Consider the following 26,795-nt stretch of genomic DNA (forward strand, 5'->3'; position numbering starts at 1 on the left):
CAGACCTGGAAAGATGGACGGGTGGCAACCGTGAACCCGCCGCGCGGAATGCGCGACTTCCTCCCCGCTGACAAGGCCCGTCGCGAGCGCGTGCTCGCCGTCATCCGCGAGCGCTACCGCGCGCACGGCTTCGACGAGATCGAGACGCCCGTGGTCGAGGAGTACGACCGGCTGCATGCCGGCGTCGGCGGCGACAACGAGAAGCTGTCGTTCAGCATCCTGCGCCGTGGTCTGGATGCCGAGAAGATCCGCGATGCGGCCGAAGATCCGGCAGCCCTCAGCGACCTCGGCCTGCGCTACGACCTCACCGTGCCGCTGGCGCGCTTCTACGCGACCAACCGCGGCCAGCTGCCCGGCGTCTTCCGTGCCATCCAGATCGGCCCGGTCTGGCGCGCCGAGCGCCCGCAGAAGGGCCGCTACCGCCAGTTCGTGCAGTGCGACATCGACATCATCGGCGACGAGAGCGCCCGCGCCGAGGCCGAGCTGATCACGGCATCCCTCGACGCCATCGACGCGCTCGGGCTGGAAGGCGGGATGGTGCGCGTGAACGACCGCCGCGCGCTGGAGTGGATGCTGGACTCGTTCGGCTTCACGGCCGACGAGCGTCCCGGCGTGCTGATCACGATCGACAAGCTCGACAAGATCGGCTCAGACGGCGTGGCCGCCGAACTGCGCGAGCGCCGGGCCACGGCATCCGCGGTCGATGCGTTCGAGGCGTTCCTGAAGCGCCCGCAGACGCTGGAGTACAACCCCTACGGCGAGCGGCAGATCCGCAAGGCGCTGCCCGAGGGCGCGCCCGACGAGCTGGTCGCGCACCTGGTGGGCCTCGGCGAGGCGGTCGTCGCGGCCAGACCGGATGCCGGTGAGCCCCCGCTCGTGTACGACCCGTTCCTCGTGCGGGGGATGGGGTACTACACCGGCACGATCTTCGAACTCGCGCACCCGGAGGTCGGTTACTCGCTGGGTGGTGGCGGCCGCTACGACGGCATGATCGGCCGCTTCCTCAGCCAGCAAGTGCCCGCGGTCGGCTTCTCGATCGGGTTCGAGCGCATCGTCGACCTGGTCGCCGAGCACGAAGCGGATGCCGCGCAGTCCGTCGTGCTCGTGCACGAGCGGGATGTCCCGGTGCCCGAGCTGCTGACGCACAAGGCCGCGCTGCTGCGTGGCACGGCGGCCCGCGTGCGCCTGGAGCGCCGCCCGAAGAACCTGCACGCGCTGCTCGAGCGCTCGGCAGCTGACGGCTACACCGGCTTCGCGACGGTGTCCGCCGGTCAGGAGCCTGGCTCGCTGGAGGTCAAGCCGCTGGGCTGAGGCCGGTCGGCCGCCGGTCTCGCGCGGAACGGAGATGCGGTGAGTCGCGGGAGCGGACGCCGGTCAGCCGGCGGCGCCGTCTGACGGAGCCGCAGCGAAGGACGCCGCCCACTCCGCGACCCGGCGAGCGCTCTCCTCCTCGGAGAGGTCCTCGATGCGACTCATGACCGACCAGCGCACGCCGAACGGGTCGCGAATGCTGGCGAAGCGATCCCCGGAGACGAAGTCCGATGGTGCCTCGCGCACGACGGCGCCCGCAGCGACGGCCCGGGCGACCGCCGCGTCGACATCGGGCACGTACAGACCCATCGAATAGCAGTCGTCCTCGCCCTGCGGCGGTGCGACGAGGCGGTACTCGGGCGAGGGCTCGCCCAGCTGCAGGCCGCCGACGCCGAAATCGAGGTCGGCGTGCGCGACGACTCCGTCGAACTCGGTCATGTCGACGACCCGCGCGCCGAAGACGTCGCGGTAGAACGCGATCGCCGCCGCTGCGTCGGGGATGGCGAGGAACGGCGTCAAGGAGGTCGATCGGTTCGGGCGTCCGTCGGTGGTGTGGGTGCCGGTCAGTCCGGTCTCGGTGGTGTCCATGCTCAGACCGTATGAGCGGGACCCACGGTGGGGCTTGGAGATTCGCGACAGATGTCGACGGCTGCCCTTATGGTCGATGACGTGATCGATGAGCGACGCGGAGTGCTGTACCCCGAGCGGATGCCGCGGTTCCATCGTCTGCCGCCGGAACCTGCGGCCGGGCACCTGGTGGCATGGTTCTGGATCCCGGAGTGGGAACTCGGCGCCGGCGAGAGGTCGCGGCAGGACGTCGTGGCGTACCCGGCACTGAATCTGGTTGTCGACCCCTCCGGCGTTCAGCTGGTCGGGGCCACGACCACGGCGACGCATCGCGATCTGACCGGGTGCGGATGGGCGGTCGGTGCGCTGCTGCGCCCTGCCGGTGCCGCGGCACTGACGGATCGCCCTGCCGATCTGCGGGACTCATGGACCGCAGTGCCCGCACCGGAACTCCTCGGCCCTGTCGGCGATGCGATGGGCCGCACCGACGAGAACCGGCTCGGCACGGCGGTGACGATCATGTCGCGATGGCTCGTCGAGCGTGCGGGGCCTCTGACCGACGCCGGTCGTCAGGCCAATGCGATGTCGGAGCTGCTCATGACCGACGCGGAGGTGCGCACCGCGGAGCAGGCCGCCGCCCGTCTGGCGGTCTCCCTGCGCACCCTCCAGCGCATGACGCACCGTTACGTGGGCGTTCCGCCTCTCGCCATGATCCGGCGCCGACGCCTGCAGGAGGCCGCGCAGCGGCTGCGCGACGAGCCGGACGCGGACCTCTCGGCGCTCGCGGCGGAGCTGGGCTATGCCGATCACGCGCATCTCACGGGCGACTTCCGTGCCGTGCTCGGAATCGTCCCCAGCGGATATCGCCAGCAGCTCTGAACAGAGATCGCCGAGCGACCTTCGTCAATGGATGCTTGACATGAGCGTGTGTGTCAAGGTTTAGTTGACGGCATGACCGACAACAAGACATCCTCGCGTTCTCTCACTCGCATGACCACGGTGGCGATCGTGTGCGCCGTGGTCGGCATCGTGCTCGTCATCGTGAGCACGGGCTTCGGCTGGCACGGATTCGGCGGCGGCCTCGCCATCGGCGCCGGTGTCGGGCTCGCGCTGTTCGGGATGTACTACTGGGGCTTCGGCAACGGCATGCGCCGCGGCGGGGCGCAGAACGGCCCGAAGCTATGGCGCCCGAGCGAGGGTTCCGCCCAGTGACCGACCTCGCGGACGGCATCGCGCGGGCGATTCTCGCGGATGCCGGACTGGGGGAGGACCCCGAAACCCTGGATGCCGGTGACGAGACGCATCTCGCCCTCGTGAAGTCCAGCGCGGCCGCCGAGCGCGAGGCGAGCGAGCTGCTGCAGCGCGCCGTCGTCTCGGCGCGCGCCGTCGGCGTCAGCTGGGCTCGCATCGGAGATCGGCTCGGCATGACCAGGCAGGCCGCGCAGCAACGCTTCGGCCGCGCGGACACCCCCGAGGACGGTGTGGAGCGATGGCTCGGGCCGGTGACGGCCTTCGACGAGATGGTCGAGCTCGAGCTCGCCGGACGCCAGGGCTGGCACACCGTCGGCGCCGGCTTGCTCACACATCGCCTGGTGCACACGCCCACGCAGTGGGAGCATCGCCGGACGATCTGGCGCAGCCCATCGTCGCGGGAGCGGGAGGAGGGGTGGGAGGTCGCCGTGCGCGCGTTCCCGTGGGTCTACTGGGTGCGCGACACCGGCATCCCCGCCGAGCGCGCAGAAGGGTCAGGCGGCTGATCCGGCCTCCGTCACGCGCTTCTTCTCGCGCACGTACACCTCGCGGCGCACGCGCGCGACGACGTCGCCCGCGGCATCCGTGACCTCCGTCTCGAACCACTCCAGCACCTTCGCGCCGCCCCGCGCGCGCTCGCGCAGCTCGGCGACCTTGGCTGCCGGAACGTCGAACTCCGCGGTCAGCACGCCGCGACCGGGCTTGAGGAACTCGATCTCGCCGCGTGTGTCCCACACCACGTGGTCGCGGCCGAGCTGGTGCATCACCAGCATGAAGAAGTACGGGTCGGTCATCGCCGACATCGACCCGCCGAACGCCGTCTTCACGTAGTTGCGGGTGAACAGGTTCACGTGCAGCTCGACGGTGGCGTGCGTCCAGTCGTCGCTGAACCGGCGCACGCGGATCCCGCTGAAGAGGTTCGGGATCCACAGGCTCATGCCGATGGCCAGGCGACGGGGAGTGATGCGCATGTCTGCCAGTCTGCTCACCGGCATCCGTTCCGCCGGCATCGTCTGGCGCGTGCGCACAAAAGATCCACTTGTACTAGTTTATCTAGTTGCATTAGAATAATGAGGTTGGAGGTGGACATGCTCATCCGACTGGATCCCGACAGCGCTCGCCCGCTGTTCGAGCAGATCGCGGCGTCGGTCCGCAGCGATGTGCTGGCCGGGCGGCTGCGTCCCGGAGACCGGCTCCCCGCCGCTCGCGTCGTGGCGGATGCCGTCGACGTGAACGTGCATACGGCGCTGCGCGCCTATCAGGAACTGCGCGACGAAGGGCTCATCGACCTCCGTCGGGGACGGGGGGCCGTGGTATCGGCATCCGCCGCTCCGCTCGCCGAACTCTCGACCGACATCGCCGCACTCGTCCGCCGCGCGGACGACCTCGGCGTCAACCCCGCGACCCTCGCCGCGATCATCAAGGAGATGACGTCATGAACAGCCGTCCTGCCGAGCAGTCCGTGACCGCGCAGCACGCCGGCGAACTGAGACGCGCTCGGCGTGCGCTGATCATCGTCGGCGTGCTGACCCCCGCGGTCATCACCGCGGTCGCCGCCGTTCTGATCATCATGTGGCTGCCATCGCTGCCGGAACCGGCTGCGACGCACTGGGGAGTCGGCGGTGTCGACGGCTTCGGCTCGTCGCAGTCATACCTGTGGATGGCCATCGGCCTGGGCCTCGGCCTGCCGATCCTCATCGTCGCCAGTGTGTTCGGAATGGGGCGGCATCAGTGGGGCGGCGCCTCGCGTCTGCTCGGCGGCATGGCGCTGGGTCTGTCGGGGTTCAGTGCGGTCGTCAACGCCGGCTCGGTCGCCGTCCAGCGCGGGGTGGTGGATGCTTCGCACGTCGGCCCGGTGTGGCCGATCGTCATCGGCGGCTTCTGCGCCCTGCTGGTGCTGACCGCCGTCGGCTGGGCCGTGCAGCCCGACGTGCACGCCACGCCTGCGATGCCGCTGAAACCCGCGCATCTCGCGTCGATCTCGGCGGGCGAGCGCGTGGTCTGGGTGGCCACGGCGTCGATGTCACGCGCGGCCATGCTGGTGGTCGGCCTGGTCGTCGTGGTCGTGGTGGGCATCACCGCCGTGATGGTGGTGGAAAGGCACGAGGCGTGGTGGATCCCGGTGCTGACGCTGGTGATCATTGGCGCGGCTTTCGTGACCTCGGCCTCCTTCCGCGTGCGCGCCGGGGCCGACGGCCTGACCGTCCGCTCGCAGGTCGGGTTCCCGCGGGTGCACGTGCCGCTGGAGGAGATCGCCTCGGTGCGGGCCGTGGAGTGCCACCCCTTCGGCGAGTTCGGCGGCTTCGGCTGGCGCATCGGCCTGGACGGCCGCAGTGGCATCGTGCTGCGCACCGGACCCGCGATCGAGGTCGAGCGCCGTGACAAGCGGCCGCTGGTGGTCACCGTCGACGGGGCGGATGTCGGCGTCGCGACACTGAATGCGTACCTCGCCCGTCAGGACGGTGGCGCATGACCGATGTGAGGATGGATGCCGAGCGGGCGGCTCGTGCGAGGGCTTCAGCCCGCTGGGTCGGGCTGATCGTTCCGATCGCGATCCTGCTGATCTCGGGAGGGGCGGTGCTGGCGTGGCTGCCCGATTTCCTGGAGGGGCTGCGGCACGTGCCCGCTGCCGACTGAGGAGGGTGAGATGACTGACACGAACACCGAAGAGCGGATGCCGCGCATCGGCATGAACGCGATCATCGCCTACGTGGTGCTGGCGATGGTCTTGGCCTGGCTGGTGGCGCTGCCGTTGTGGCTGGGGGACGGGCTGGCGACGCCGGGAGCCGCATTGCTGCTGCCGGTGATGATGTACACCCCGGCCGCCGCCGTGCTGATCGTGATGCTTGCGATGCACCCGGTGCCGAAAGGGCAGCGGCTGCGGTTCCTGGGCATGTGGCCGCTGCGGCCGGCGAAGCGCGTGGTGTGGATGATGGCGATCGGGCTGTTCGGCTCGGTTGCGGCCATCGTCGCCGCCATGCTGCTGGCCGCGGCCCTCGGATGGTTCGCGTCCGACTTCGTCGGGCTGTCCGGCTTCACGAAGACCATCGAGCGCGCGGTTCCCGCGGGTACGCCTCTGCCACCGGCCTGGGTGCTGGTGGCGGCGCAGCTGGCCATGGTCCCCGTCGCCGCCGTCACGATCAACGCGCTCGCCGCCTTCGGAGAGGAGCTGGGCTGGCGGGGGTTCCTGGTGCCCGCGCTGCGGCGATACGGCACATGGACGGCGCTGCTGGTCAGCGGCGCGGTCTGGGGCCTGTGGCATGCGCCGGTCATCCTGCTCGGCTACGACTTCGGCCGTTCCGACATCACAGGCGTTCTACTCATGACCGCCGGATGCGCGGCGTGGGGCGTGCTGCTGGGCTGGCTGCGCCTGCGGTCGGCGTCGCTGTGGCCGGCGGTGTTCGCGCACGGTGCGATGAACGCCACCATGGGGCTTCCGATCGTGTTCGTCACCGCCGGCACGACCTTCGACCCCGCGCTGGTCCTCGGCCTGGGCATCTCCGGCTGGATCGTCTGCGCCGTGGTGGTCGTCATCCTGCTGCTGGCCGGTCAGTTCCGAAAGCAGCCTGCATTGACCGCACCTCCCGCACCACCGGCGCCTCCCGCACCCCCGGTGTCTCCCGCGTCACACGAGGACTGACCTGCGCGCTCGCGGAGGTCGGGACCGAGGTCTTGCGGCCATCCCGGCAGGCTAATAGTATTAGCCGCATGATCATCCGCATTCTCTGGGCGCTGCTGGCGCTGTTCCTGGCAGGCTTCCTGATCTACGAATCCGTGAAGTACGGCTGGGCCATGGGCGGCACGGTCATCGTGTTCGCACTCTTGCCGGACGCGGCTCTGATTGCTGCGTTCGACCGCAACCGGCCCGGCATGCTCCGCCCGCGCCGCGTGAGGTTCTACAACCTCATGCACCGGCCGTGGGCGGCCCTCGTGCTGCTGCTCTCCGGCGCTCTCCTGGTGCTCCCGCCCGTCGGCGGAGTGGACGACGGCGGCAAGCTCGTCGCCGTCGCCGGCCTCGCATGGCTCGCGCACATCGCCGCCGACCGCGCGAGCGGGTACGGGCTGCGGGATGCCGGCGGCGCGATCCGCCCGGTCGGCGGAACTCGCCGCCCCGCGTGGTGCCAGGCGTGACCTCACGTCGCGAGCAGATCCTCGATGTCGCCGAGCGGGTGCTGGAGGATGCCGGACTCGACGGCTTCGGGATCGGCGAACTCGCCCGCGCCCTGGGCATCAAGCCGCCGAGCCTGTACAAGCACTTCGCCTCGCTGGACGCCATCGAGCACGCGCTGATCTCCCGGGGGTTCCTCCTGCTCGCCGAGGCACTGTCTCCGGCATCCGATCTCGCCGGCTTCTGCCGCGCCTACCGTGCTCGCGCCCTCGCCGCCCCGCAGCTCTACCGCCTCATGACCGAGCGCCCGCTCAACCGCGAACTTCTCGATCCGGGTGCAGAGCTGGCCGGCATGGCCGGCATCCTCGCCTTCTTCGGCGAGAGTCCGGGTCATCACCCGCGCGCGCGCGCCACGTGGGCGGCGGCGCACGGGCTGGTCGCGCTGGAGATCGCCGGACGGTTCCCGCCCGGTGCAGATGTCGCGGAATCGTGGGCGGTGCTCGTAGATGCGCTCGAGTCGCGAAACACCTCGGGGCGCCGGATGCCGGATGACTAGACTGAACGGCGGATCGACGTCGCTCCACATCCCCTTCCCTCCCTGAAAAGGAGCACACCCGTGGCACTGATCGAGGCTGTAGGCGCACGCGAGATTCTGGACTCGCGTGGAAACCCGACCGTCGAGGTGGAGGTGCTGCTCGACGACGGCATCGTCCAGCGCGCGGCCGTCCCCTCCGGCGCATCCACCGGAGCATTCGAGGCGTACGAGCTGCGCGACGGCGACAAGGCCCGCTACGGCGGCAAGGGCGTGCTGAAGGCCGTCGAGGCCGTCATCGACGAGCTGGGCCCCGCCATCGAGGGCGAGGATGCCAGTGAGCAGCGCGTCATCGATGAGATCCTCATCGGCGTCGACGGCACCGACAACAAGAAGCGCGTCGGAGCCAACGCCATCCTCGGCGTGAGCCTGGCTGTGGCCAAGGCCGCCGCCGACTCGGCCGACCTGCCGCTGTTCCGTTACCTGGGCGGCCCCAACGCGCACCTGCTGCCCGTGCCGTTGTTCAACGTCATCAACGGCGGCGAGCACGCCGACAACGGCATCGACTTCCAGGAGTACTTCCTCGCGCCCATCGGTGCGGACACCTACGCCGAGTCGCTGCGCTGGGGCGTGGAGACGTATCACGTGCTCAAGAGCGAGCTGAAGGCCGCCGGCTTCAACACCGGCCTCGGCGACGAGGGCGGTTTCGCCCCCGACCTGCCCAGCAACCGCGAGGGGCTGGACTTCCTGCTCAAGGCCATCGAGAAGGCTGGCTTCACCCCGGGCAAGGACATCGCCGTGGGTCTGGACGTCGCCGCCACCGAGTTCTTCTCCGACGGGGTCTACCACGTCGAGGGTCAGAAGCGCACCGCCGCCGAGCTCATCGAGTACTTCGAGGGCCTGGTGCGCGACTTCCCGATCGTCACCATCGAGGACGCCCTCGCAGAGGACGACTGGGAGAACTGGAAGTCCCTCACCGACGCGCTCGGCTCCAAGGTGCAGCTGGTCGGCGACGACCTGTTCGTCACCAACCCGCAGCGCCTGGCCGACGGCATCGCACGCGGCGTGGCCAACTCGCTGCTGGTCAAGGTCAACCAGATCGGCACGCTCACCGAGACGTTCGACGCCGTGAACCTCGCGCACCGCTCGGGTTACACCACGATGCTCTCGCACCGCTCCGGCGAGACCGAGGACACCACCATCGCCGACCTCGCGGTCGCCGTGAACTCGGGCCAGATCAAGACCGGTGCGCCCGCTCGCAGCGAGCGCGTCGCGAAGTACAATCAGCTTCTGCGCATCGAGGAGGAGCTGGGGGATGCCGCGGTGTTCGCCGGACGCTCGGCCTTCCCGCGCTTCCAGGCCTGATCAGGGGCTCTGAGCGCACAGACAGCACGACGAAGGGGGAGAGGTGGCACGACGACCTGCTCCCCCTTCGGCGTCCCCGAGGGCACGCGAGTCCCATGGCCGGCAACCGACCCGGCGCACGTCGAGGGGGCGCCCCCCGGCATCCCGCGCCGTTGACGTACGGGAGTGGGCCGGCGGCATCCGCCTGTCGGCGTTCGCTGTCATCATGCTCTCGCTCGTCGTCCTCGGCACCTGGGTGCTGGTGCCCTCGATCGGCACGTATCTCGGGCAGCGGCAGCAGATCGCCGCTCTCGAGCACTCGGTGCAGGTGACCCAGGATCAGATCGATGCGCTGAAGCAGCAGAAGGCGCGCTGGGACGACCCCGCGTACATCACCACGCAGGCGCGCGAGAGGCTGTACTACGTCAAGCCCGGTGAAGTCGTCTACCTCGTCGACAACGATCTGGATCCCGCGGAGATCCCGCCCGAGCAGAAGGCCGTCAGCGACAAGCTCCAGGAGAGTGGCGCCGACTGGATGCCGCAGCTGCTGCGCAGCATCACCTCCGCCGGGATGGCGAAGACCGCGGTCGTCGCGCCGGCGCGCTGACACCGCGCACTGGGGCTTCACACAGGCCGCGCCCCGTACGCTGGTGACGTGACGACCCCGCCCTTCCCGACGCCCACAGCTGCTGAGATCGCCGTCGTGTCGGATCAACTCGGACGCGCGGCCCGCGGGGTCGTCGGCATCGCCGCGCGCTGCGTGTGCGGCAACCCGACCGTCGTCGCGACGGCACCGCGCCTGGACGACGGCTCGCCGTTCCCGACGTTCTACTATCTGACCCACCCGGCCGCGACCGCAGCCATGTCGACGCTCGAGGCGGAGCAGGTGATGCCCGAGCTGGCCGCCCTGCTCGAGGACGAGGATGTCGTCGCCGCCTACCTCGCCGCCCACCGCGCATACCTCGCCGACCGCGCGCAGTTCGGCGACGTGCCCGAGATCGACGGCGTGTCCGCCGGCGGCATGCCGACCCGCGTGAAGTGCCTGCACGCCCTGGCCGGGCATGCCCTGGCCGCCGGGCCCGGAGTCAACCCCATTGGCGATGCCGCGCTCGCCCGCGCGAACTGGTCTCCCGAGCGGTGCGCGTGCGCGCACCCCGGTGCGGCGCTGTCGGCGGTCGACGCGGGATGAGGCTGCGCCGGATGCTGTCGCGTGTCGCCGTGTGCACGGCGATGGCGGCATCCGCGATGCTGACCGCGACCCCCGCGGTGGCGGTTCCCGCCACTCCGGCATCGGTCGCTCCCGCTGAGGCGACGCCGGCTCCGGCACCGCAGGCGACCTCCCCCGTGCCCGACGATGCGAACGATCCCATCCGCTCCCAGGAGTACTGGCTGGATGCTTCGCGCATCCGGGATGCCTGGCGGACGACTCGTGGCGAGGGCGTGACGATCGCCGTGCTCGACACCGGCATCGGCGCTGCGGGCGGCGCCTTCGGGGGCTCGGTCGTCGGCGGCATCGACATGTCCGGCGTCGGGTCGAAGGACGGACGCACGCCGGTCGGCGTGATCAACAGCGATCACGGCACGCTCGTCGCGTCCACGGCGGCGGCGCCGGGGAAGGCTGACGGGACGGGGCTGATCGGCGTGGCGCCGCGCGCCAAGCTGCTGTCGGTGTCGCTGGGCTTTCCAGGCTCCTCGTCGACGGTGCCGTTCAGCGAGCAGGTCGCCAAGGGCATGCGGTGGGCTGTCGACCACGGCGCCGATGTGATCAACCTGTCGTTCACCACCAACACCCTCGACTGGGACCCCAGCTGGGACGACGCGTTCCTGTACGCCTACGAGCACGACGTCGTGGTCGTCGTCGCCGCCGGCAACCGGGGCAGCGGCACCTCGATCGTGGGGGCGCCGGCCACGATCCCCGGCGTGCTGACCGTCGGCGGCGTCGACGCGGCCGGCATCGCCAGTCGTGAGGCGTCCACTCAGGGCATCACCATCGGCGTGATGGCGCCCAGCGAGCAGCTGCTGGGCCTGGACGCCGGTGGCACCGTGGTCGGCTGGGAGGGCACCAGCGGCGCGGCACCCATCGTGGCCGGAGCCGCCGCGCTCGTGAAGGCCGCGCATCCGGGCATGAGCGCGGATGACGTCATGAACCGACTCATTCGGACCGCTGTGCCCGTGCCGGAGATGCGCAGCACTCCGGACGTGCTCTACGGCTACGGACTGCTGGACGTGAACGCCGCGGTCACGGCATCCGTACCGCATGTCACGACCAACCCGATGGGCGATCTGAAGGAGTGGATCCGGGTGTACCGGCGTGCGGCATCGCCCACGGACCCGACCCCGGATGCCACCGCGACCCCCGTCGCGATCGCTCCGCTGCCGCCGGCGGACCGCCCCAGCAGACCCGGCACGCCCCTGCTGCCGACCGCTGAGACGCTCCGGTACGGTACTCTGCCGCTCCTGGCGCTCACTGTGCCTGGTATTGTGATAGCGCTTGGCGTCACCGCAGCTGCCCGGCGCATCCGAATGGAGCGCGGTAGACGCACTCCCACACCCTGACGACGAGGAGTTGTCCCCCTGTGCCTCAGAACAGCACTGCACCCCGCATTCTGATTGTCGGTGGAGGCTACGCAGGTTTCTACACCGCATGGAAGCTCGAGAAGCACCTCCGCCGAGGTGAGGCCGACGTGACGATGGTGGACCCGCTGCCGTACATGACGTACCAGCCGTTCCTTCCGGAGGTGGCCGCCGGCTCCATCGAGCCCCGCCACGCTGTGGTCGCGCACCGGCGCCACCTGAAGCGCACCAACGTGATCACCGCGAAGGTCACCGGCATCGACCACGCGAACAAGGTCGCGACGATCACCCCGTCGGTGGGGGAGCCGTACGAGTTCGCCTACGACCAGATCGTTGTCACCGCCGGTGCCGTCTCGCGCACCTTCCCGATCCCCGGCATCGCCGACAACGCGATCGGGCTGAAGACCATCGAAGAGGCCGTCGCCGTGCGCGACAAGCTGCTGTCCAACTTCGACAAGGCCGCCGCCATCCCCGCCGGTCCCGAGCGCGATCGCCTGCTGAGCGTCGTCGTCGTCGGCGGCGGCTTCGCGGGCATCGAGGCCTTCGCCGAGCTGCGCTCGTTCGCCTCCTCGCTGGTCGCGAAGTACCCGCAGATCTCCTTCGAGGACACGCACTTCCACCTCGTCGAGGCCATGGGCCGCATCATGCCCGAGGTCTCGCTGGCCACCAGCGAGTGGGTCCTGAAGGACCTCGCCAAGCGCGGTGCGAACGTGCACCTCGACACGCAGGTCACCGGCGCCATCGACGGCAACGTCGAGCTCTCCACCGGCGAGGTCATCCCGACCGACCTGATCGTGTGGACGGCCGGTGTCATGGCCAACCCCACCGTCGTGCGCGGCAGCGACCTGCCCACCGAGCCCCGTGGGCGCATCAAGGTGCAGGCCGACCTGCGCGTCATCCAGGAGGACGGCACCATCGTCACCGACGCCTGGGCGTGCGGCGACATCGCGCAGGTCCCCGACAAGACCGGCGGCCTGCCCGACGGCTCCTGCGTGCCGAACGCTCAGCACGCCGTCCGCCAGGCCAAGCTGCTGGCGAAGAACCTCGTCGCGGTCCTGCGGGGGGAGAGCCCCAAGGAGTACTTCCACAAGAACCTGGGCGCTGTGGCCGGCCTCGGTCTCTACAACGGCGTGTTCCAGTCCGGCAGGATCGCGCTGAAGGGCTTCATCGCCTGGCTCGCGCACCGCGGCTACCACGGCCTGGCCATGCCGAGCTGGGAGCGCAAGTGGCGCGTGCTGTGGGACTGGTGGAACAACCTGTGGCTGGGTCGCGACATCGTGAGCCTGCAGGCGGTCCAGCAGCCGCGCGAGGTGTTCGAGCAGTTCGCCGCGCGCCCCCGTCCGGCCGCTGCCGCACCTGCCGAGCCCGCCAAGCCCGCTGCGGAGAAGGCCGAGCCCGCCAAGGCCGCGGAGAAGGCGGATGCCGAGAAGGCCGCACCGAAGGCGGATGCTGCGAAGAAGCCCGCTGCCAAGCGTCCCGCTGCGGCGAAGAAGGCTCCGGCGAAGAAGGCTCCTGCGAAGGAAGAGGCTGCGGCCAAGGCCTGAGACCCGCACCTGCGAGAAGGGCACGTCCGAGATCCGATCTCGGACGTGTCCTTCGCCGTGTGCGTGCCCCCACCGGGATTCGAACCCGGACTGAAGCGTGTTTAAGACGCCTGCCTCTGCCGTTGGGCTATGGGGGCCCGTCGGCCAGCCTAGCGGCGCATCCCTGTTGAACTCGGTGTCAACAATGGTGACTCCGAGTCCCGGACGACGTAGGGTGGGGGTGTGCTCGACCTCACTGCTGAACAGAGCCGGTCCGCCGTCCGCGAAGCCTGGCGCGACCCCGCGCGCTACTGGGCATCGCTGACCGGGGCCACTGCCGATCTGCCCGCACCCGTCGCAGTCATCGAGCGCGATGCGCTGCGGCACAACGCCCTGGACATGCTGGTGCGCGCCGGTGGCCTCCCCATCCGGGTGGCCACGAAGTCCGTGCGCGTGCGGTCGGTGCTGGATGCCGTGCTCGCGATACCCGGCTATCACGGCATCCTGTCCTTCACTCTCGCCGAGGCGCTCTGGCTGGCCGAAGACCATGACGACATCGTGCTCGGCTATCCGACCGTCGACCGTGCCGGCCTGCGGAAGCTGCTGGCGGATGAGAAGCTCGCCTCGCGCATCACGCTGATGATCGACGACATCTCCCATCTGGACTTCATCGACTCCATCGCCGCTCCGGGCACGCGCCCCGAGGTGCGCGTGGCCATCGACGTGGATGCCTCGTACAAGGCACCCGGCCTCGGTCATCTCGGGGTGCGGCGCTCGTCGCTGTTCACGGCGGCGGATGTCGCCGGCTTCGCCCGACAGGTGGTGCGGCGCCTCGGGTTCCGGCTGGTCGGCCTGCAGATGTACGACGCGCAGATCGCGGGGCAGGGGGATGCCACGGGTGCCGAGGCGCCTCTGATCCGGATCGTGCAGGCCCGCTCCCGCGAGGAGCTGCGGGTCCGTCGCGCGCAGATCGCGGACGCGATGCTCGGCATCGCGCCGCTGGAGTTCCTCAACGGCGGCGGCACAGGGTCGCTGGAGTTCACCGGCAGCGACGAGTCGCTCACAGAGGCGACCGCGGGCAGCGGCCTGCTGGCCGGCCACCTGTTCGACGGTTACCGGTCGTTCCATCCCGCTCCCGCCACGGGCTTCGCGTTCGACGTGGTGCGCAAGCCCGCCCCCGACATCGCCACCGTGCTCGGCGGCGGCTGGATCGCGTCCGGACCTGCCGTGGCATCCCGTCAGCCCCTGCCGGTCTGGCCCCCGCGCCTGCGCACCCTGCCGCGCGAGGCGGCCGGCGAGGTGCAGACCCCGCTGCACGGCGAGAGCGCCCGCGGGCTGAAGGTCGGCGACCGCGTCTGGTTCCGGCACTGCAAGAGCGGTGAGCCCGCCGAGCGCGTGCTCAGCTATCAGCTCGTCGCCGACGGGAAGATCGTCGACGAGCTGCCCACCTACCGCGGCGAGGGGAAGGCCTTCCTGTGACACGGCCCGGCGGAACCTGGCAGAACTGGGGGCGCTCCGCGTCGGTGCGCCCGGTGCGCGTGGAGCACCCGCGCTCCCCGGAGGGAGTGCAGCGCGCGGTCAAGGCCGCCGCTGCGCAGGGGCTGACTGTGAAAGCCATCGGCGCCGGCCACAGCTTCACCGGCATCGGCGCGGCCCCCGGAGTCCTGCTCGAACTGGACGATCTGCAGGGACTCGTCTCCGCCGACGCATCCAGTGGCCTCGTCACGCTGCTGGCCGGCACACGGCTCTTCAACATCCCCGGGCTGCTGCGTCCGTACGGCCTCGCCATGGAGAACCTCGGCGACATCGACCGGCAGTCCATCTCCGGCGCCATCTCCACGGGCACGCACGGCACCGGCACCGCGTTCGGCGGTATCGCGACGCAGGTTCGCGGACTCACGCTCATCACCGGCGACGGCGAGTTCCTGCGCATCGATGATATGCACAACAGCGAGATGCTCCCCGGCGCGGTCGTCGGGTTGGGCGCGCTCGGAGTGGTCGTCGAGGTCACCCTGCAGTGCGTGCCCGCGTTCGTGCTGGATGCCGTCGATGCGCCTGCGCCGCTCGAAGAGACGCTGAGCACCGTGCACGAGCAGGCGGCGGCCGCGGACCACCTCGAGTTCTACTGGCATCCGCACACCGACGTCGCGCTGACCAAGACCCAGACGCGGATGCCGGAATCGACTCGACGCCGGCCGACGCCCGCCGTGTCGCACTGGCTCGACGAGACCGTGCTCACCAACGGCGTGTTCGGCGCGTTCTGCGCGATCAGCCGCGTGGTGCCGTCGATCATCCCGCCGTTCAACCGGCTGGCCGTCCAGCTCACCGGTGACGGGGACTACTCCGACGAATCGCACCGCGTGCTCATCCACCACCGCAACGTGCGCTTCCGCGAGATGGAGTACGCGCTCCCCGCCGAGAACCTGGTCCCCGCCTTCGACGAGCTGCGCGCGCTGATCGCCGACCGCGGGTGGCGCATCGAGTTCCCCGTGGAGGTGCGCTTCGCGGCATCCGATGATCTGTGGCTCTCCACCGCATCGGGTCGTGAGAGCGCGTACATCGCCGTGCACCGGTACTGGCGAGTCGATCCGCGAGAGTACTTCCGCGCGGTCGAGCAGATCATGCTGAGACACGGCGGGCGTCCGCACTGGGGCAAGCTGCACAGCCTCACCGCCGAGCAGCTGCGGGAGCGCTATCCGCGCTTCGACGACTTCGTGGCGCTGCGCGACCGACTCGACCCCGCGCGGGTGTTCGGAAACAGGCATCTGGAGCGCATCCTCGGGGCCTGAACCCCGCCTGTCTTCCAGCCGATGCGCAGAGTTGCGCACTTAGGATGGATCAAGATCCAAGAGGGGGCATCCATGGAATGGCTGTGGCCGGTACTGATCATCGTCGGCGTGCTCGTGCTCGTCGGGATCTATCTCTGGTCGACCTACAACTCGCTCGTGCAGTTGAACGTGCGTGTGGACGCGGCCTGGAGCGGCATCACAGTGCAGCTCAAGCGCCGTGCCGACCTCATTCCGAACCTCATCGAGACCGTCCGGGGCTATGCCGCGCATGAGAAGGCCGTGTTCGAGGGCGTGACCCGTGCCCGCGCCGAGACCCTCACCGCCGCCGGCCCCGCTGAAGCCGGTGTCGCTGAGGGGCACCTGCAGCAGGCGCTGCGCAGTCTGTTCGCGGTCGCCGAGGCCTACCCGCAGCTGCAGGCCAGCCAGAACTACCTGCAGCTGCAGCACGCACTGGTCGACACCGAGGACAAGATCCAGGCAGCCCGCCGCTTCTACAACGGCGGCGTGCGCGAGCTGAACACCAAGATCAAGGTGTTCCCCAACAACATGTTCGCCCGCGGTCTCGGCTTCACCGAGCGCGAGTTCTTCGAGGTCGCCGACGGCAGCGCGATCTCCGAGCCGCCGAGAGTTCAGTTCTGACTTCGACCCTTCGCTCCCCACGCCCCACTCCAGCCGTCGCTTCGCGCCGCCCGGAGCCTCCCGGGGCGCGTGGGCCCCGCTCAGGGACCCAAGGGGATGGGCCGCTGAGCTTGTCGAAGCGTCGTTGAGCCCGTTCTCACTCCCGAGGATGCACATGCCGCTCCACGGCCGCCGCGCGGCCGCCGAGCGCCCGGGCCACGGCATCCGAGGCATCACCCCAGCCCGACACGCTGAGCCGCTCCAGCCCCTGCCAGGCGGCCGCTCGGGCGAGCTCCTCCGCGATGCGCGGAGCGTCCGTCTCGGGTGCGGCGTGCTGCTCCCACCATGCCGACTGCACCTTCAGAGCGGATGCCGCCCGGTCGGCCTTCAGATCCACGCGCGCCACGATCCGATCGCCCACCAGCACGGGCAGCGAGTAGTACCCGTAGCGGCGTTTGTGCGCGGGCACGTAGATCTCGATGCGGTAGTCGAGACCGAAGACGCGCAGCGCCCGGTCGCGGAACCACACCACCGGGTCGAAGGGCGTCAGGAGAGCCGCGCGGTCGATGCGCCGGGGCAGCGCGGCATCCCGATGCCGCCAGGCCGGCGCGGCGCGCCCGCCGCGCTCCCAGCCACGCACGGTCACGGGCTCCAGCTCACCGGCGTCGACGAGGTCGGCGACAGCGGCGCGCACGCCGCCATGATCCCGCAGCCGGTAGTAGTCGTTGAGGTCGGAGATCGTCGCGACCCCGTACGAGCGCGCAGCGCGGCGCACCAGCTCGCGCACGGCATCCTGTTCGGGCAGCGACGACTCCCGCACCGCGGCGGGGACGATCCGCTCCGCGAGGCCATAGCGGCGCTCAAAACCGACGCGACCCGCGATGGCCACCTCACCGCAGCGCCAGAGATGCTCCAGGGCTGACTTCGCAGCATCCCAGTCCCACCACGGTCCGCGTTCTCGGGGCGCGTCGTCGCGCAGGTCGGCCGGGCGCAGCGGCCCGCGGTCGCGCAGTTCGGCGCGCACCCAGTCCAGCGTGCGCGCATGGGCATGCATCCACGAGCCCTCCGCGGATGCCCGGCGACGCCAGGCCTGCATTCGGAAAGACCACAGCGCCCAGTCCTCGACGGGAATGAACGCCGCCTCGTGCGCGAGGTACTCGACGTAGTGCGTGGTGCGAGAGAGGAACAGCCGGTCCAGCAGGGCCGGGTCATAGGCACCCAGGCGGGAGAACATCGGCATGTAGTGCGATCGGGCGAACACGTTGACCGAGTCGATCTGAAGGACGCCCAGCCGCTCCATCGTGCGGTGCAGGTGGCGGGATGCCACGGCATCCGGCATCCGGCGGGAGAACCCCTGCGCAGCGAGCGTCATCCGACGCGCCTCACCGGCACTGAGGGTGGGGGAGTGCGGCATGATCCCAGGCTAGCCGCAGGCTCCGACACGGAGATCGGAGGCCCAGGCGAGCATACGTAGAATTGTGCAATGAGCGACAACCCCGCACCGAGGTTCCGCAATCCATTCCGCCACTATCCACCGGTGACCGAGCGCACGGTCACCACCGAGGTCGACGAGGCCGTGCCCAAGCCGCTGCGGGTGACAGCCGCCTATGCCTGGCGGCTGCTGGTGATCGCCGGCGCCATCGCGCTTTTCATCTGGCTCGTGATGCTGCTGAAGGCGCTGGTCATCCCGTTGATGGTCGGCATCCTCGTCACCGCGCTGCTGTGGCCGGCGTTCCAGCTCATGCTGCGCGCGCACTTCCCGCGCTGGCTCGCCATCGCCACCAGCCTGATCGGCACGATCGGCATCGTGGCGGGCCTGCTGACCCTGGTGGTCTGGCAGGTGCGGCTTCAGCTTCCGGATGTGCAGGATCGCACCACCGTGGCCGTCGAGCAGCTGCGACAGGCGCTCCTGGACAGTCCGTTCCACCTGACCGCGGCCGACATCGACGGGTACCTGGAGCAGGCGAAGGACCTGCTCGGCACCCAGCAGGACTGGCTGCTCAGCGCCGCCGGCGCCGTCACCGGCACCGCCGCAGAGGTGCTCACCGGAGCGGTGCTGGCGCTCTTCATCCTGATCTGCCTGCTGGCCGACGGCGGCGGCATCTGGAAATGGACGCTGCGGCTGTTCCCGCGCACGGCCAGGCCGGCTGCCGACGCCGCAGCCCGCAACGGCTGGGCCACGGTCATCAACTACGCCCGCACGCAGATGCTGGTGGCCGCCATCGACGCGGTCGGCATCGGCATCGGCGCCGCCGCGCTGGGCGTGCCGATGGCGATCCCGGTGGCCGTGCTGGTGTTCCTCGGGTCGTTCGTGCCGATCGTCGGCGCGGTCGTCACCGGCGTGATCGCGGTGTTCCTGGCGCTGGTCTACAACGGCATCTGGATCGCCCTGGCCATGCTCGGCGTCGTGCTGCTCGTGCAGCAGCTCGAGGGGCACATCCTGCAGCCGATCCTGATGGGCTCGGCCGTCAAGGTGCACCCGCTGGCGGTCGTGCTCGTGGTCGCCGGCGGTGCGATGATCGCGCGCATCCCGGGCGCCCTGTTCGCCGTCCCGCTGGCGGCCTTCATCAACGTGGCGGCGGTGACCATCTCCACCGGCGCCTGGCGGACGGGCGAGGAGCCCGACGCCGATCTCATCTGGAGCACAGTGCCGCGCACGCGGCCGAGGAGGAATCGATGAACGCAGTCCCGAGCCTGTCGGAATTCGCCGCAGCGCAGCAGAGTCTCGCCGGGGTGATCTCGCACACCCCCACCGAGCTCTCCCGCGGGCTCAGCGAGATTCTGGGCTCGCCGGTGCTGCTGAAGATGGAGAACCTGCAGCGCACCGGGTCGTTCAAGATCCGCGGCGCCTCCTACCGCCTGGCTCAGCTCACCCCCGAGGAGCGCTCGCGCGGCGTGGTGGCGGCCTCCGCCGGCAACCACGCGCAGGGCGTCGCGCTGGCGGCGCAGTCGCTGGGCATCCCCGCCACCATCTTCATGCCGCTGGGCGTGCCCGTGCCCAAGCTCCTGGCCACCCGGGGCTACGGCGCCGAGGTCGTGCTGGAGGGCGAGACGGTCTCCACCTCGCTGCGCCTGGCGGCCGAGTTCTCCGAGCGCACCGGGGCCGTGCTCATCCCGCCGTTCAACCACCGCGACGTCATCATCGGCCAGGGCACGCTGGGCCTGGAGATCATTCAGGACGTCCCCGACGTCGACACGGTCATCATGGGCATCGGCGGCGGCGGGCTCATCGCCGGCGTGGCCGCGGCCATCAAGCAGTCCGCGGCCGAGGCCGGGCGCACCGTGCGCGTGATCGGCGTGCAGTCCGAGAAGGCCGCCGCCGTGCCGCCGTCTCTTGCAGCCGGTCACCCGGTGGAGATCACCACGCAGCCGACCATCGCCGACGGCATCCTGGTCGCCCGACCCGGCGACGTTCCCTTCGCGATCATCAAGGATCTCGTCGACGAGGTCGTCACGGTCTCCGAGGACGACATCGCCCGCGCCATCCTCGTGCTGCTCGAGCACGCCAAGATCGTCGTCGAGCCCGCAGGAGCGGTCGGCGTCGCCGCCATCCTCGCGGGGAAGGTGAAGGATGCCGGGAAGACCGTTCCCGTCCTCTCCGGCGGCAATATCGACCCCATGCTGCTGCAGCGCGTGGTCTCGCACGGCCTGGCCGCCTCCGGCCGCTACGCGACGGTCAGCATCCCGCTGCCGGATCGCCCCGGCCAGCTGGCGCGCGTCTCCGAGGTGCTCGCGCAGGTCGGCGCCAACGTCATGGAGGTGCTGCACACCCGGCACGGGCACGGACTGCAGATCAGCCAGATGATCCTCCGGCTCTCGATCGAGACCCGCGGACCCGAGCACACCCAGCTGGCGCTGGACAGCCTGCGCGCGGCCGGCTTCGAGCCCGACGTCGTCCCCGAGTAGGCGGCTGATGCGAAGAGGCGGATGCTCGAATCCGAGCATCCGCCTCTTCGGTGCTTCCGGGGATCAGCCGGTGTAGGTCTCCACGCCTGTGACCTCGACGGAGATCGTGCGGCCGTTGGGGGCCTCGTACGAGGTCTTCTCGCCGACCTTCAAGCCGAGGACGGCCTGGCCCAGCGGGCTGGCCTCGCTGTAGACGTCGAGGTCGCCGCCGGCGATCTCGCGGCTGCCGAGGAGGAAGACCTCCTCGTCGCCGGCGACGATCGCGGTGACGACGGTGCCCGGCTCGACGATGCCGCGGCTGACCGGCGCCTCGCCGACCTTCGCGGTCTTCAGCAGCTGCTGCAGCGTGATGATGCGGGACTCCTGCTTGCCCTGCTCGTCCTTGGCTGCGTGGTAGCCGCCGTTCTCCCGCAGGTCGCCCTCTTCACGGGCGGCCTCGATGCGCGCCGCGATCTCCTCGCGGCCGATGGTGGAGAGATACTCCAGCTCTTCGACGAGCCGGTCGTAGGCCTCCTGCGTGAGGAAAGGTACCTGAGCGTCTGTGGACACAGCGTGCTCCTTCGGTGGGGGCCCCTTCAGGGGCTGACGGAATCCGCGCCGTCATGGTGCGGGGAATATGCCAAACGCCCCGGCAGGGCCGGGGCGCAGGTCTCTTGCGGTCGAGTCTAGGCGACCCAGCAGGACTTCACCAAACCCGTGGTGGCCTGCGCGACGGTGGGGATGCTCACGTGAACGGCCGCCGTGTGCTTCTGCGTGGCGGGGATGTCCATGACCTTCCAGCCCACCACCCCGAACTCCTTGTCCAACGCCTGCACCACGCACACCACATCGGATCCCTGCGGCGCCGTGTACTGGAAGCGGATGTCGACGGTGTGGGAGTCCGTGAGCGTGAACCCGGTGTCTTCAGCGGTCACGGTGTTCAGCTCGCTCGCCACGGTCATCCAGCCGAATGCGACCACGACCGCCACGGCGATGATGCCGCCGATCACCCACGGCAGACGCCGCCTGCCGCGACGACCGTAGCGCTCATCGAGCTCGAGTGCGGTGGTCACGGATCTCCCGGTTCGGTCTCGACGGATAGGCTGGTACTCCCAGGTTATGCGACCTGAGGAGGAAAGGCGCACTCATGATCCTGTTCGGCGAGAACACCCCGATGCCGACGCCGACCTCGACCGTCCCTCCCGAGCTGGTGACGCCGGGCTTCGCCGGGTTCGCGGTCGTGATCGTGATCGTGGCGGCCGTCATCCTGCTGATCTGGGACATGAACCGTCGCATCCGCCGCGTGCGCTACCGCGACGAGGTGCGCGAGGAGCTGGACGCCGAGCAGGCCGAACGGGACGCCCGAGAGGACCGCCCCGGCACGGATGCAGGCACGAGCGCCGCAGATGCCGCGGACGACGACTCCGGTCGCTGACCCGGGCCGATCGCCCGAGCGCGTCAGACGCCGACGCGCTCGAACGCGTCGAGGCTGATTCCCTGCTCGAGGATGCGCGCGGCCCACTCCTTGGCGCTGTGCAGGCTGTGGTCGCGGTAGTTGCCGCACTCCACGGCCGAGACGCCGGGCACGTCGCTCCACTGCGCAGGGCCCGCGATGAACTCCAGGCCCTTGCGGACGGCATCCACGACATCGGCGACCGCGGGTTCGCCCCACATGATCAGGTGGAACCCGGTGCGGCATCCGAAGGGCGAGAAGTCGATCACGCCGTCGATGTTGTCGCGCAGTGCGCTGGCCATGGTGTGCTCGATAGTGTGCAGGCCGGCGGTGGGGATCTCGCCCTCGTTGGGCTGCACGAGGCGCACGTCGAAGTTGGAGATCGTGTCGCCCCTCGGTCCGCGCTCCACTCCGATCAGGCGCACGTAGGGCGCCTTGACGGCGGTGTGGTCCAGGGTGAAGCTCTCGACATCGGCCATGGGGATCCTCCAGAAGATCGTGCTGTGATTCAGGATGCCATGCCGAGCGACGGCGCGTACGGCGCCAGCGAGATCAGAAGACATGCGGTCCAGTGGCACAGGAAGGCCAGCACCGTGCAGACGTGGAAGATCTCGTGGAAGCCGAACCGGCCGGGCCACGGGTTGGGCTTCTTCATCCCGTAGATGACCGCGCCGATCGTGTACAGGACTCCGCCCACGCACACCAGCACCATCATGGCGACATTGGCGCGCACCAGATCGACCATGTACATCACGGCAGCCCAGCCCAGCAGCAGATACAGTGCGACGTACAGCCACCGTGGGGCATTGATCCAGAAGACGCGGAAAAGGATGCCGAGCAGCGCGCCGCCCCACACGAGGAACAGCAGCAGCGTGCCCTTCCCCGGTTCGAGCGCGAGCACGGCGAGGGGCGTGTAGGTGCCGGCGATCAGCAGCAGGATGTTGGCGTGATCGATGCGCTTGAGGATGCCCCTGACCTTCGGACCCCAGTTGAAGCGGTGGTACACGGCGGAGTTGCCGAACAGCATCAACGACGTCGTCATGAACACGGCGGCGGCCCATTTCGCCGGCGTCCCGTGGGCGAGCACGATGAGGATGACTCCTGCGGCGACGGCGATGGGGAACGTTCCCGCGTGGATCCAGCCGCGCCAGGTCGGCTTGATCTCGACGGCGGCGTCCTTCTTCGCAGCATCGAGCAGCGGGAGCTGGGGGACGTCGGGATCGCCTGCGGCTCGAGTGCTCACGTGCTCACTCTAGGCGGGGCACCATTCCATCAGCCGTACATATCGGCTGCGGGCGGTAGCGTATCCCTGTGAGTGCACGCGACGGTTCGGGGCGGGGCCCCCTCTATCGCCTCTACGGCAACCGCCTTCGACGGCGGATCGATCCGGCGACGGTTCCGCACCACGTCGCGATGATGATCGACGGCAACCGGCGGTGGGCCCGCCAGCTCGGTTACGAGTCGGCCGCCGACGGGCACCGTGCGGGCGCCGCGAAGATGCGCGAGTTCCTCGGCTGGTGCGACGAGCTGGGGATCAGCGTGGTCTCGTTGTACCTGCTCTCCGCCGACAACCTGCACAAGCGCGATTCGAAGGAGATCCACGACCTCATCGAGATCATCGCCGAGCTCGCGGACACGCTCGCACGACACGGCAACTGGCGCGTTCAGCACGTCGGCCGCGCCGACATCCTCCCCGAGGAGCTCTCTCGGGTGCTGGCGGATGCCTCCGAGCGCACCCGCGACCACACCGGTCTGCACGTGAACCTGGCCGTGGGCTACGGGGGGCGCAACGAGATCGTCGACGCCGTGCGCAGCATCATCAGCCAGCACAACGACTCCGGCGGGACGCTGGAGGACCTGGCCTCACGGCTCACCCCGGAGATGATCGGCGAGCACCTGTACACCGGCGGGCAGCCCGATCCCGACCTGGTGATCCGCACCAGCGGCGAGCAGCGGCTGAGCGACTTCCTGCTGTGGCAGAGTGCGCACAGCGAGTTCTACTTCGTCGAGGCGCTGGGCCCCGACCTGCGCCAGGTGGATTTCCTGCGCGCGATCCGCGACTACGCCGACCGGGACCGCCGCTTCGGCCGCTGATCGACGAGACTGGAGCGATGAGCGCTCTGGATCACTACGTCGAGTCGTTCGCCGGTGAGACCGGGTACCTGAACTGGGCGGCCTTCGGGCCGGTGTCGCCGGCGGCGCGCGCGGCCATGACGGACGCCGCCGGGTCTCTGGGATCGTTCGACCCGCGTCGGCACGCCGCCGTCGGCGCACAGGCCGGCCGCGCCATCGCCGGCATCGCAGGCCTGCTGGGCGCGGACCGCGCCGAAGTGGTGCTGCGACCCAGTTCGACGGACGCCCTGCAGCACGCGCTGTTCGGGCTGCGCGGTGCGGTCATCGCCGGTGCGACGGAGTTCCCCAGCATCAGCCTCACCCTGCAGCGCGCCTCCGATGCATCGGAAGGCGCGGTGGCGCCGCGTTGGATCGAGCCCCGCGACGGGCGCGTCACTCCGGATGCTGTCGCCGACGCGCTCGACGACGACGTGACGGCCCTCGCGGTCAGCCATGTCGACTACCGCACGGGGTACCGGGCCGACCTTCCCGCGCTGCGGGAGCTCATCGGCCCCGAGCGGCTGCTGATCGTGGATGCCGTGCAGTCGTTCGGCGTCGTCGAGGAGGACTGGGCCGCCGCAGATGTGATCGCCGGCCACGGGTACAAGTGGCTCCGCGCCGGCCGCGGCACCGGCTTCGGCCGCTTCTCCACTCGCGCGATCGAGCGCATCCGGCCCGTGCTCAGCGGCATCACCGGCACCGACGCCGACGGACCGTTCACCGGGGAGGCGCCGCCGCCGGCATCCGCTGCCCGCGCCTTCACCACGAGCGTTCCCGATCAGCTCGCCGTCGCGCGTCTCGCCGCCGCGGTCGATGAGCTGCGCGGGGTCGGCGTCGCGGACATCGCAGGGCGGGTCGCCGAGCAGGTGGGCGAGATCCTCGCGATCGCCGAGCGACGCGGCGTCCGCTCCGTCACCCCCGCCGATCCTGCGCGGCGGGCGGGAATCGTCGCTCTCGTGCCGGACGATCCGGATGCTCTCGGGCGTCGCCTCGCGGACGCGGGCGTGGCCGTGACGGTGCGCGGGGGAGCAGTGCGCGTGGCCGCGCACGCGGGCACGTCCGCGGAGACGCTGCGGATGCTGGAGGATGCGCTGCCGGCATCCGGCAACCCCGCGTACGCGCGAAGTTAACCCGACACGCCCGCGTGTCCATCCGCGCGCGGCGCCGCCCTCGTCGTACCTTCAAGGCATCGGGCACCGTGCCCGATCGAGTCGGCCTTCCGGATCGCGACTCGTGGCCCCTGGTCGACTCGCAGCAGAGCCGGGAAGTCCCGGATCGGGGGATCGATCGTGACCACACGCACCGCCCAGCAGCAGTCCACCCGCAAGACCACCAGGGCGGGAGCCGTGTCGCACGATGACACGACTCTTCGCACCTACGTGCTCGACACCTCCGTGCTGCTCAGCGACCCGCAGGCCCTCTTCCGCTTCGCGGAGCATTCGATAGTGCTGCCGCTGGTCGTGATCTCGGAGCTCGAGGCCAAGCGCCACGATCCCGAGCTCGGCTATTTCGCCCGGCGCGCGCTGCGCCACCTCGACGACCTGCGCGTGGAGCACGGGCGGCTGGATTTCCCCGTCGAGGTCGGTGACGGCGGCACGCTGCGCGTCGAGCTGGGCGCGGCCGACCTGTCGATCCTCCCCGCCGGCATCCGGATCAGCGACAACGACAGCCGCATCCTGGCCACTGCCGCCCACCTGGCTGCGGCGGGCGAGGCCGTCACCATCGTGTCAAAGGACCTGCCCATGCGGGTGAAGGCGGCATCCCTCGGACTGCAGGCGGAGGAGTACCTCGCCGAACAGGCCGTGGACTCCGGCTGGACGGGTATCGCGCCGCTGGATCTGTCGGGCGACGAGATGAGCGACCTGTATGAGAGCGAGGTCGGGCTCAGCGAGCAGGTGCGCGGCATGCCCGTCAACACCGGACTGATCATCCACTCCGAGCGCGGATCGGCCTTGGGACGCGTGACCGGCGACGGCGAGTACCGTTTGGTGCGCGGCGACCGCGAGGCGTTCGGGCTGCACGGGCGCTCCGCCGAGCAGCGCATCGCGATCGACCTGCTGCTGGATCCAGAGGTGGGCATCGTGTCGCTGGGCGGGCGCGCCGGCACCGGAAAGTCCGCGCTGGCGCTGTGTGCGGGCCTGGAGGCTGTGCTGGAGCGCCAGCAGCAGAAGAAGATCATCGTATTCCGGCCGCTGTTCGCCGTCGGCGGTCAGGAGCTCGGGTACCTCCCCGGCGACCGCGAGGAGAAGATGAACCCGTGGGGGCAGGCGGTGTTCGACACGCTGGGCTCCGTCGTCTCCGGCAACGTCCTGGAGGAGGTCGTGGAGCGCGGGATGCTGGAGGTGCTGCCGCTCACGCACATCCGCGGCCGCTCGCTGCACGACGCGTTCGTGATCGTCGACGAGGCGCAGTCGCTGGAGCGCAACGTGCTGCTGACGGTGCTCAGCCGGATGGGTCAGAACTCGCGGGTGATCCTCACCCACGACGTCGGCCAGCGCGACAACCTGCGCGTCGGGCGGCACGACGGCGTGGCCAGCGTGATCGAGACGCTCAAGGGCCATGACCTGTTCGCGCACGTGACGCTCACCCGCTCCGAGCGCTCCGCCATCGCAGCGCTGGTCACCGAGCTGCTGGAGGGCACGGAGCTCAGCTGACCGGCATCCGCTCCTGTCGCGCTCCCCGCGCTCGGCACACTCTGGGGGCCGACACGCCAGTCCGGGGGTCCGGA

General features: G+C 70.1%; 31 protein-coding genes and 1 tRNA gene. 24 read left to right on the forward strand and 8 right to left on the reverse strand.

Annotated features, from left to right (window positions below):
• Nucleotides 1-48 precede the first annotated feature (48 nt).
• Entirely contained in the window at nt 49-1,311 is a 1,263-nt protein-coding gene (locus WA967_RS13730) for a histidine--tRNA ligase (protein ID WP_424423727.1), read from the forward strand.
• 63 nt (nt 1,312-1,374) lie between these two features.
• Here WA967_RS13730 and WA967_RS13735 read toward each other — a convergent pair whose 3' ends face one another.
• Entirely contained in the window at nt 1,375-1,899 is a 525-nt protein-coding gene (locus WA967_RS13735; RefSeq protein WP_424423659.1) for a VOC family protein, read from the reverse strand.
• A gap of 81 nt (nt 1,900-1,980) precedes the next feature.
• On the opposite strand from WA967_RS13735, the gene WA967_RS13740 reads away from it, so the two are divergent.
• The 3 genes from WA967_RS13740 (at nt 1,981) to WA967_RS13750 (ending at nt 3,635) form a co-directional block, all read left to right on the forward strand.
• Nucleotides 1,981-2,757: a helix-turn-helix domain-containing protein gene (locus tag WA967_RS13740; RefSeq protein ID WP_424423662.1), complete on the forward strand. Its 777-nt coding sequence runs from the start codon at nt 1,981-1,983 to the stop codon at nt 2,755-2,757.
• A gap of 72 nt (nt 2,758-2,829) precedes the next feature.
• Nucleotides 2,830-3,090, forward strand: a complete 261-nt coding sequence (locus WA967_RS13745) for a hypothetical protein (RefSeq protein ID WP_424423664.1) — start codon at nt 2,830-2,832, stop codon at nt 3,088-3,090.
• Entirely contained in the window at nt 3,087-3,635 is a 549-nt protein-coding gene (locus WA967_RS13750; protein WP_424423666.1) for a hypothetical protein, read from the forward strand. Before WA967_RS13745 ends, WA967_RS13750 begins: the two co-directional genes overlap by 4 nt.
• Here the strand turns inward: WA967_RS13750 and WA967_RS13755 are convergent.
• A complete protein-coding gene (locus tag WA967_RS13755; protein ID WP_424423669.1) occupies nt 3,624-4,100 on the reverse strand; it encodes a DUF4442 domain-containing protein in 477 nt (158 codons plus the stop codon). The genes WA967_RS13750 and WA967_RS13755 overlap by 12 nt on opposite strands.
• A 117-nt stretch (nt 4,101-4,217) precedes the next feature.
• On the opposite strand from WA967_RS13755, the gene WA967_RS13760 reads away from it, so the two are divergent.
• The 11 genes from WA967_RS13760 (at nt 4,218) to WA967_RS13810 (ending at nt 13,231) form a co-directional block, all read left to right on the forward strand.
• Complete coding sequence (locus WA967_RS13760) at nt 4,218-4,568, forward strand: GntR family transcriptional regulator (RefSeq protein WP_424423730.1); 351 nt, start codon at nt 4,218-4,220, stop codon at nt 4,566-4,568.
• Nucleotides 4,565-5,602 (forward strand): DUF1648 domain-containing protein, encoded by a 1,038-nt coding sequence (locus WA967_RS13765; protein ID WP_424423671.1) that lies wholly within the window; start codon nt 4,565-4,567, stop codon nt 5,600-5,602. Before WA967_RS13760 ends, WA967_RS13765 begins: the two co-directional genes overlap by 4 nt.
• Nucleotides 5,599-5,766, forward strand: a complete 168-nt coding sequence (locus tag WA967_RS13770; RefSeq protein WP_424423672.1) for a hypothetical protein — start codon at nt 5,599-5,601, stop codon at nt 5,764-5,766. The genes WA967_RS13765 and WA967_RS13770 overlap by 4 nt, the downstream gene beginning before the upstream one ends.
• 10 nt (nt 5,767-5,776) lie before the next feature.
• On the forward strand, nt 5,777-6,769 hold the full coding sequence (locus tag WA967_RS13775; RefSeq protein ID WP_424423675.1) for a lysostaphin resistance A-like protein: 993 nt from the start codon (nt 5,777-5,779) through the stop codon (nt 6,767-6,769).
• Nucleotides 6,770-6,837: 68 nt separating this feature from the next.
• Complete coding sequence (locus tag WA967_RS13780; protein ID WP_424423677.1) at nt 6,838-7,260, forward strand: DUF4260 family protein; 423 nt, start codon at nt 6,838-6,840, stop codon at nt 7,258-7,260.
• On the forward strand, nt 7,257-7,793 hold the full coding sequence (locus tag WA967_RS13785; protein ID WP_424423679.1) for a TetR/AcrR family transcriptional regulator: 537 nt from the start codon (nt 7,257-7,259) through the stop codon (nt 7,791-7,793). The genes WA967_RS13780 and WA967_RS13785 overlap by 4 nt, the downstream gene beginning before the upstream one ends.
• 60 nt (nt 7,794-7,853) lie before the next feature.
• Nucleotides 7,854-9,134 (forward strand): phosphopyruvate hydratase, encoded by a 1,281-nt coding sequence (gene eno, locus WA967_RS13790; RefSeq protein WP_424423681.1) that lies wholly within the window; start codon nt 7,854-7,856, stop codon nt 9,132-9,134.
• A 205-nt stretch (nt 9,135-9,339) separates the two neighbouring features.
• Entirely contained in the window at nt 9,340-9,720 is a 381-nt protein-coding gene (locus WA967_RS13795) for an FtsB family cell division protein (RefSeq protein WP_424423684.1), read from the forward strand.
• A 48-nt stretch (nt 9,721-9,768) separates the two neighbouring features.
• Nucleotides 9,769-10,302, forward strand: coding sequence for a DUF501 domain-containing protein (locus WA967_RS13800; protein WP_424423687.1), 534 nt, complete (start codon nt 9,769-9,771; stop codon nt 10,300-10,302).
• Between the two features lie 11 nt (nt 10,303-10,313).
• The gene (locus WA967_RS13805; protein ID WP_424423690.1) at nt 10,314-11,669 is read left to right on the forward strand and encodes a S8 family peptidase; all 1,356 of its coding nucleotides are present in this window, start codon (nt 10,314-10,316) and stop codon (nt 11,667-11,669) included.
• A 20-nt stretch (nt 11,670-11,689) separates the two neighbouring features.
• On the forward strand, nt 11,690-13,231 hold the full coding sequence (locus WA967_RS13810) for an NAD(P)/FAD-dependent oxidoreductase (RefSeq protein WP_424423692.1): 1,542 nt from the start codon (nt 11,690-11,692) through the stop codon (nt 13,229-13,231).
• 64 nt (nt 13,232-13,295) lie between these two features.
• On the opposite strand, the gene WA967_RS13815 is transcribed toward WA967_RS13810, so the two are convergent.
• Nucleotides 13,296-13,368 (reverse strand) — tRNA-Leu (locus tag WA967_RS13815).
• Nucleotides 13,369-13,453: 85 nt separating this feature from the next.
• Here WA967_RS13815 and WA967_RS13820 point away from each other — a divergent pair.
• The 3 genes from WA967_RS13820 to WA967_RS13830 all read left to right on the forward strand — a co-directional run bounded on the left by WA967_RS13820 (nt 13,454) and on the right by WA967_RS13830 (nt 16,638).
• Entirely contained in the window at nt 13,454-14,689 is a 1,236-nt protein-coding gene (locus WA967_RS13820; RefSeq protein ID WP_424423694.1) for an amino acid deaminase/aldolase, read from the forward strand.
• Nucleotides 14,686-15,999, forward strand: a complete 1,314-nt coding sequence (locus WA967_RS13825) for a D-arabinono-1,4-lactone oxidase (RefSeq protein ID WP_424423696.1) — start codon at nt 14,686-14,688, stop codon at nt 15,997-15,999. Before WA967_RS13820 ends, WA967_RS13825 begins: the two co-directional genes overlap by 4 nt.
• Nucleotides 16,000-16,071: 72 nt before the next feature.
• Entirely contained in the window at nt 16,072-16,638 is a 567-nt protein-coding gene (locus WA967_RS13830; protein WP_424423698.1) for a LemA family protein, read from the forward strand.
• Between the two features lie 136 nt (nt 16,639-16,774).
• Here WA967_RS13830 and WA967_RS13835 read toward each other — a convergent pair whose 3' ends face one another.
• Nucleotides 16,775-18,031 carry a winged helix-turn-helix domain-containing protein gene (locus tag WA967_RS13835; RefSeq protein ID WP_424423700.1) on the reverse strand — a complete coding sequence of 419 codons (1,257 nt, stop codon included), beginning with the start codon at nt 18,029-18,031 and terminating at the stop codon, nt 16,775-16,777.
• A gap of 69 nt (nt 18,032-18,100) precedes the next feature.
• Between WA967_RS13835 and WA967_RS13840 the strand changes: the two genes are divergently transcribed.
• Together WA967_RS13840 and ilvA are read left to right on the forward strand one after the other, a co-directional pair.
• Nucleotides 18,101-19,297, forward strand: coding sequence for an AI-2E family transporter (locus tag WA967_RS13840; protein WP_424423703.1), 1,197 nt, complete (start codon nt 18,101-18,103; stop codon nt 19,295-19,297).
• Nucleotides 19,294-20,523, forward strand: a complete 1,230-nt coding sequence (gene ilvA, locus WA967_RS13845; protein ID WP_424423705.1) for a threonine ammonia-lyase — start codon at nt 19,294-19,296, stop codon at nt 20,521-20,523. Before WA967_RS13840 ends, ilvA begins: the two co-directional genes overlap by 4 nt.
• 63 nt (nt 20,524-20,586) lie before the next feature.
• On the opposite strand, the gene greA is transcribed toward ilvA, so the two are convergent.
• Together greA and WA967_RS13855 are read right to left on the reverse strand one after the other, a co-directional pair.
• Nucleotides 20,587-21,072 (reverse strand): transcription elongation factor GreA, encoded by a 486-nt coding sequence (gene greA / locus WA967_RS13850; protein ID WP_424423708.1) that lies wholly within the window; start codon nt 21,070-21,072, stop codon nt 20,587-20,589.
• A gap of 116 nt (nt 21,073-21,188) precedes the next feature.
• A complete protein-coding gene (locus WA967_RS13855) occupies nt 21,189-21,575 on the reverse strand; it encodes a DUF4307 domain-containing protein (protein WP_424423710.1) in 387 nt (128 codons plus the stop codon).
• Between the two features lie 74 nt (nt 21,576-21,649).
• Between WA967_RS13855 and WA967_RS13860 the strand changes: the two genes are divergently transcribed.
• Entirely contained in the window at nt 21,650-21,937 is a 288-nt protein-coding gene (locus WA967_RS13860; protein ID WP_424423713.1) for a hypothetical protein, read from the forward strand.
• A gap of 23 nt (nt 21,938-21,960) precedes the next feature.
• Here WA967_RS13860 and WA967_RS13865 read toward each other — a convergent pair whose 3' ends face one another.
• Nucleotides 21,961-22,434 carry an S-ribosylhomocysteine lyase gene (locus WA967_RS13865; protein WP_424423715.1) on the reverse strand — a complete coding sequence of 158 codons (474 nt, stop codon included), beginning with the start codon at nt 22,432-22,434 and terminating at the stop codon, nt 21,961-21,963.
• 29 nt (nt 22,435-22,463) lie between these two features.
• Nucleotides 22,464-23,198, reverse strand: a complete 735-nt coding sequence (trhA, locus tag WA967_RS13870; protein ID WP_424423718.1) for a PAQR family membrane homeostasis protein TrhA — start codon at nt 23,196-23,198, stop codon at nt 22,464-22,466.
• A 68-nt stretch (nt 23,199-23,266) separates the two neighbouring features.
• Between trhA and WA967_RS13875 the strand changes: the two genes are divergently transcribed.
• The 3 genes from WA967_RS13875 (at nt 23,267) to WA967_RS13885 (ending at nt 26,721) form a co-directional block, all read left to right on the forward strand.
• Nucleotides 23,267-24,049, forward strand: a complete 783-nt coding sequence (locus tag WA967_RS13875; protein WP_424423721.1) for an isoprenyl transferase — start codon at nt 23,267-23,269, stop codon at nt 24,047-24,049.
• Between the two features lie 17 nt (nt 24,050-24,066).
• Nucleotides 24,067-25,197 (forward strand): aminotransferase class V-fold PLP-dependent enzyme, encoded by a 1,131-nt coding sequence (locus tag WA967_RS13880; RefSeq protein WP_424423724.1) that lies wholly within the window; start codon nt 24,067-24,069, stop codon nt 25,195-25,197.
• Nucleotides 25,198-25,413: 216 nt separating this feature from the next.
• Entirely contained in the window at nt 25,414-26,721 is a 1,308-nt protein-coding gene (locus WA967_RS13885; protein ID WP_424423733.1) for a PhoH family protein, read from the forward strand.
• Nucleotides 26,722-26,795: the final 74 nt, after the last annotated feature.

This window comes from Microbacterium sp., assembly GCF_049650565.1.
In the GTDB taxonomy this organism is placed as follows: domain Bacteria; phylum Actinomycetota; class Actinomycetes; order Actinomycetales; family Microbacteriaceae; genus Microbacterium.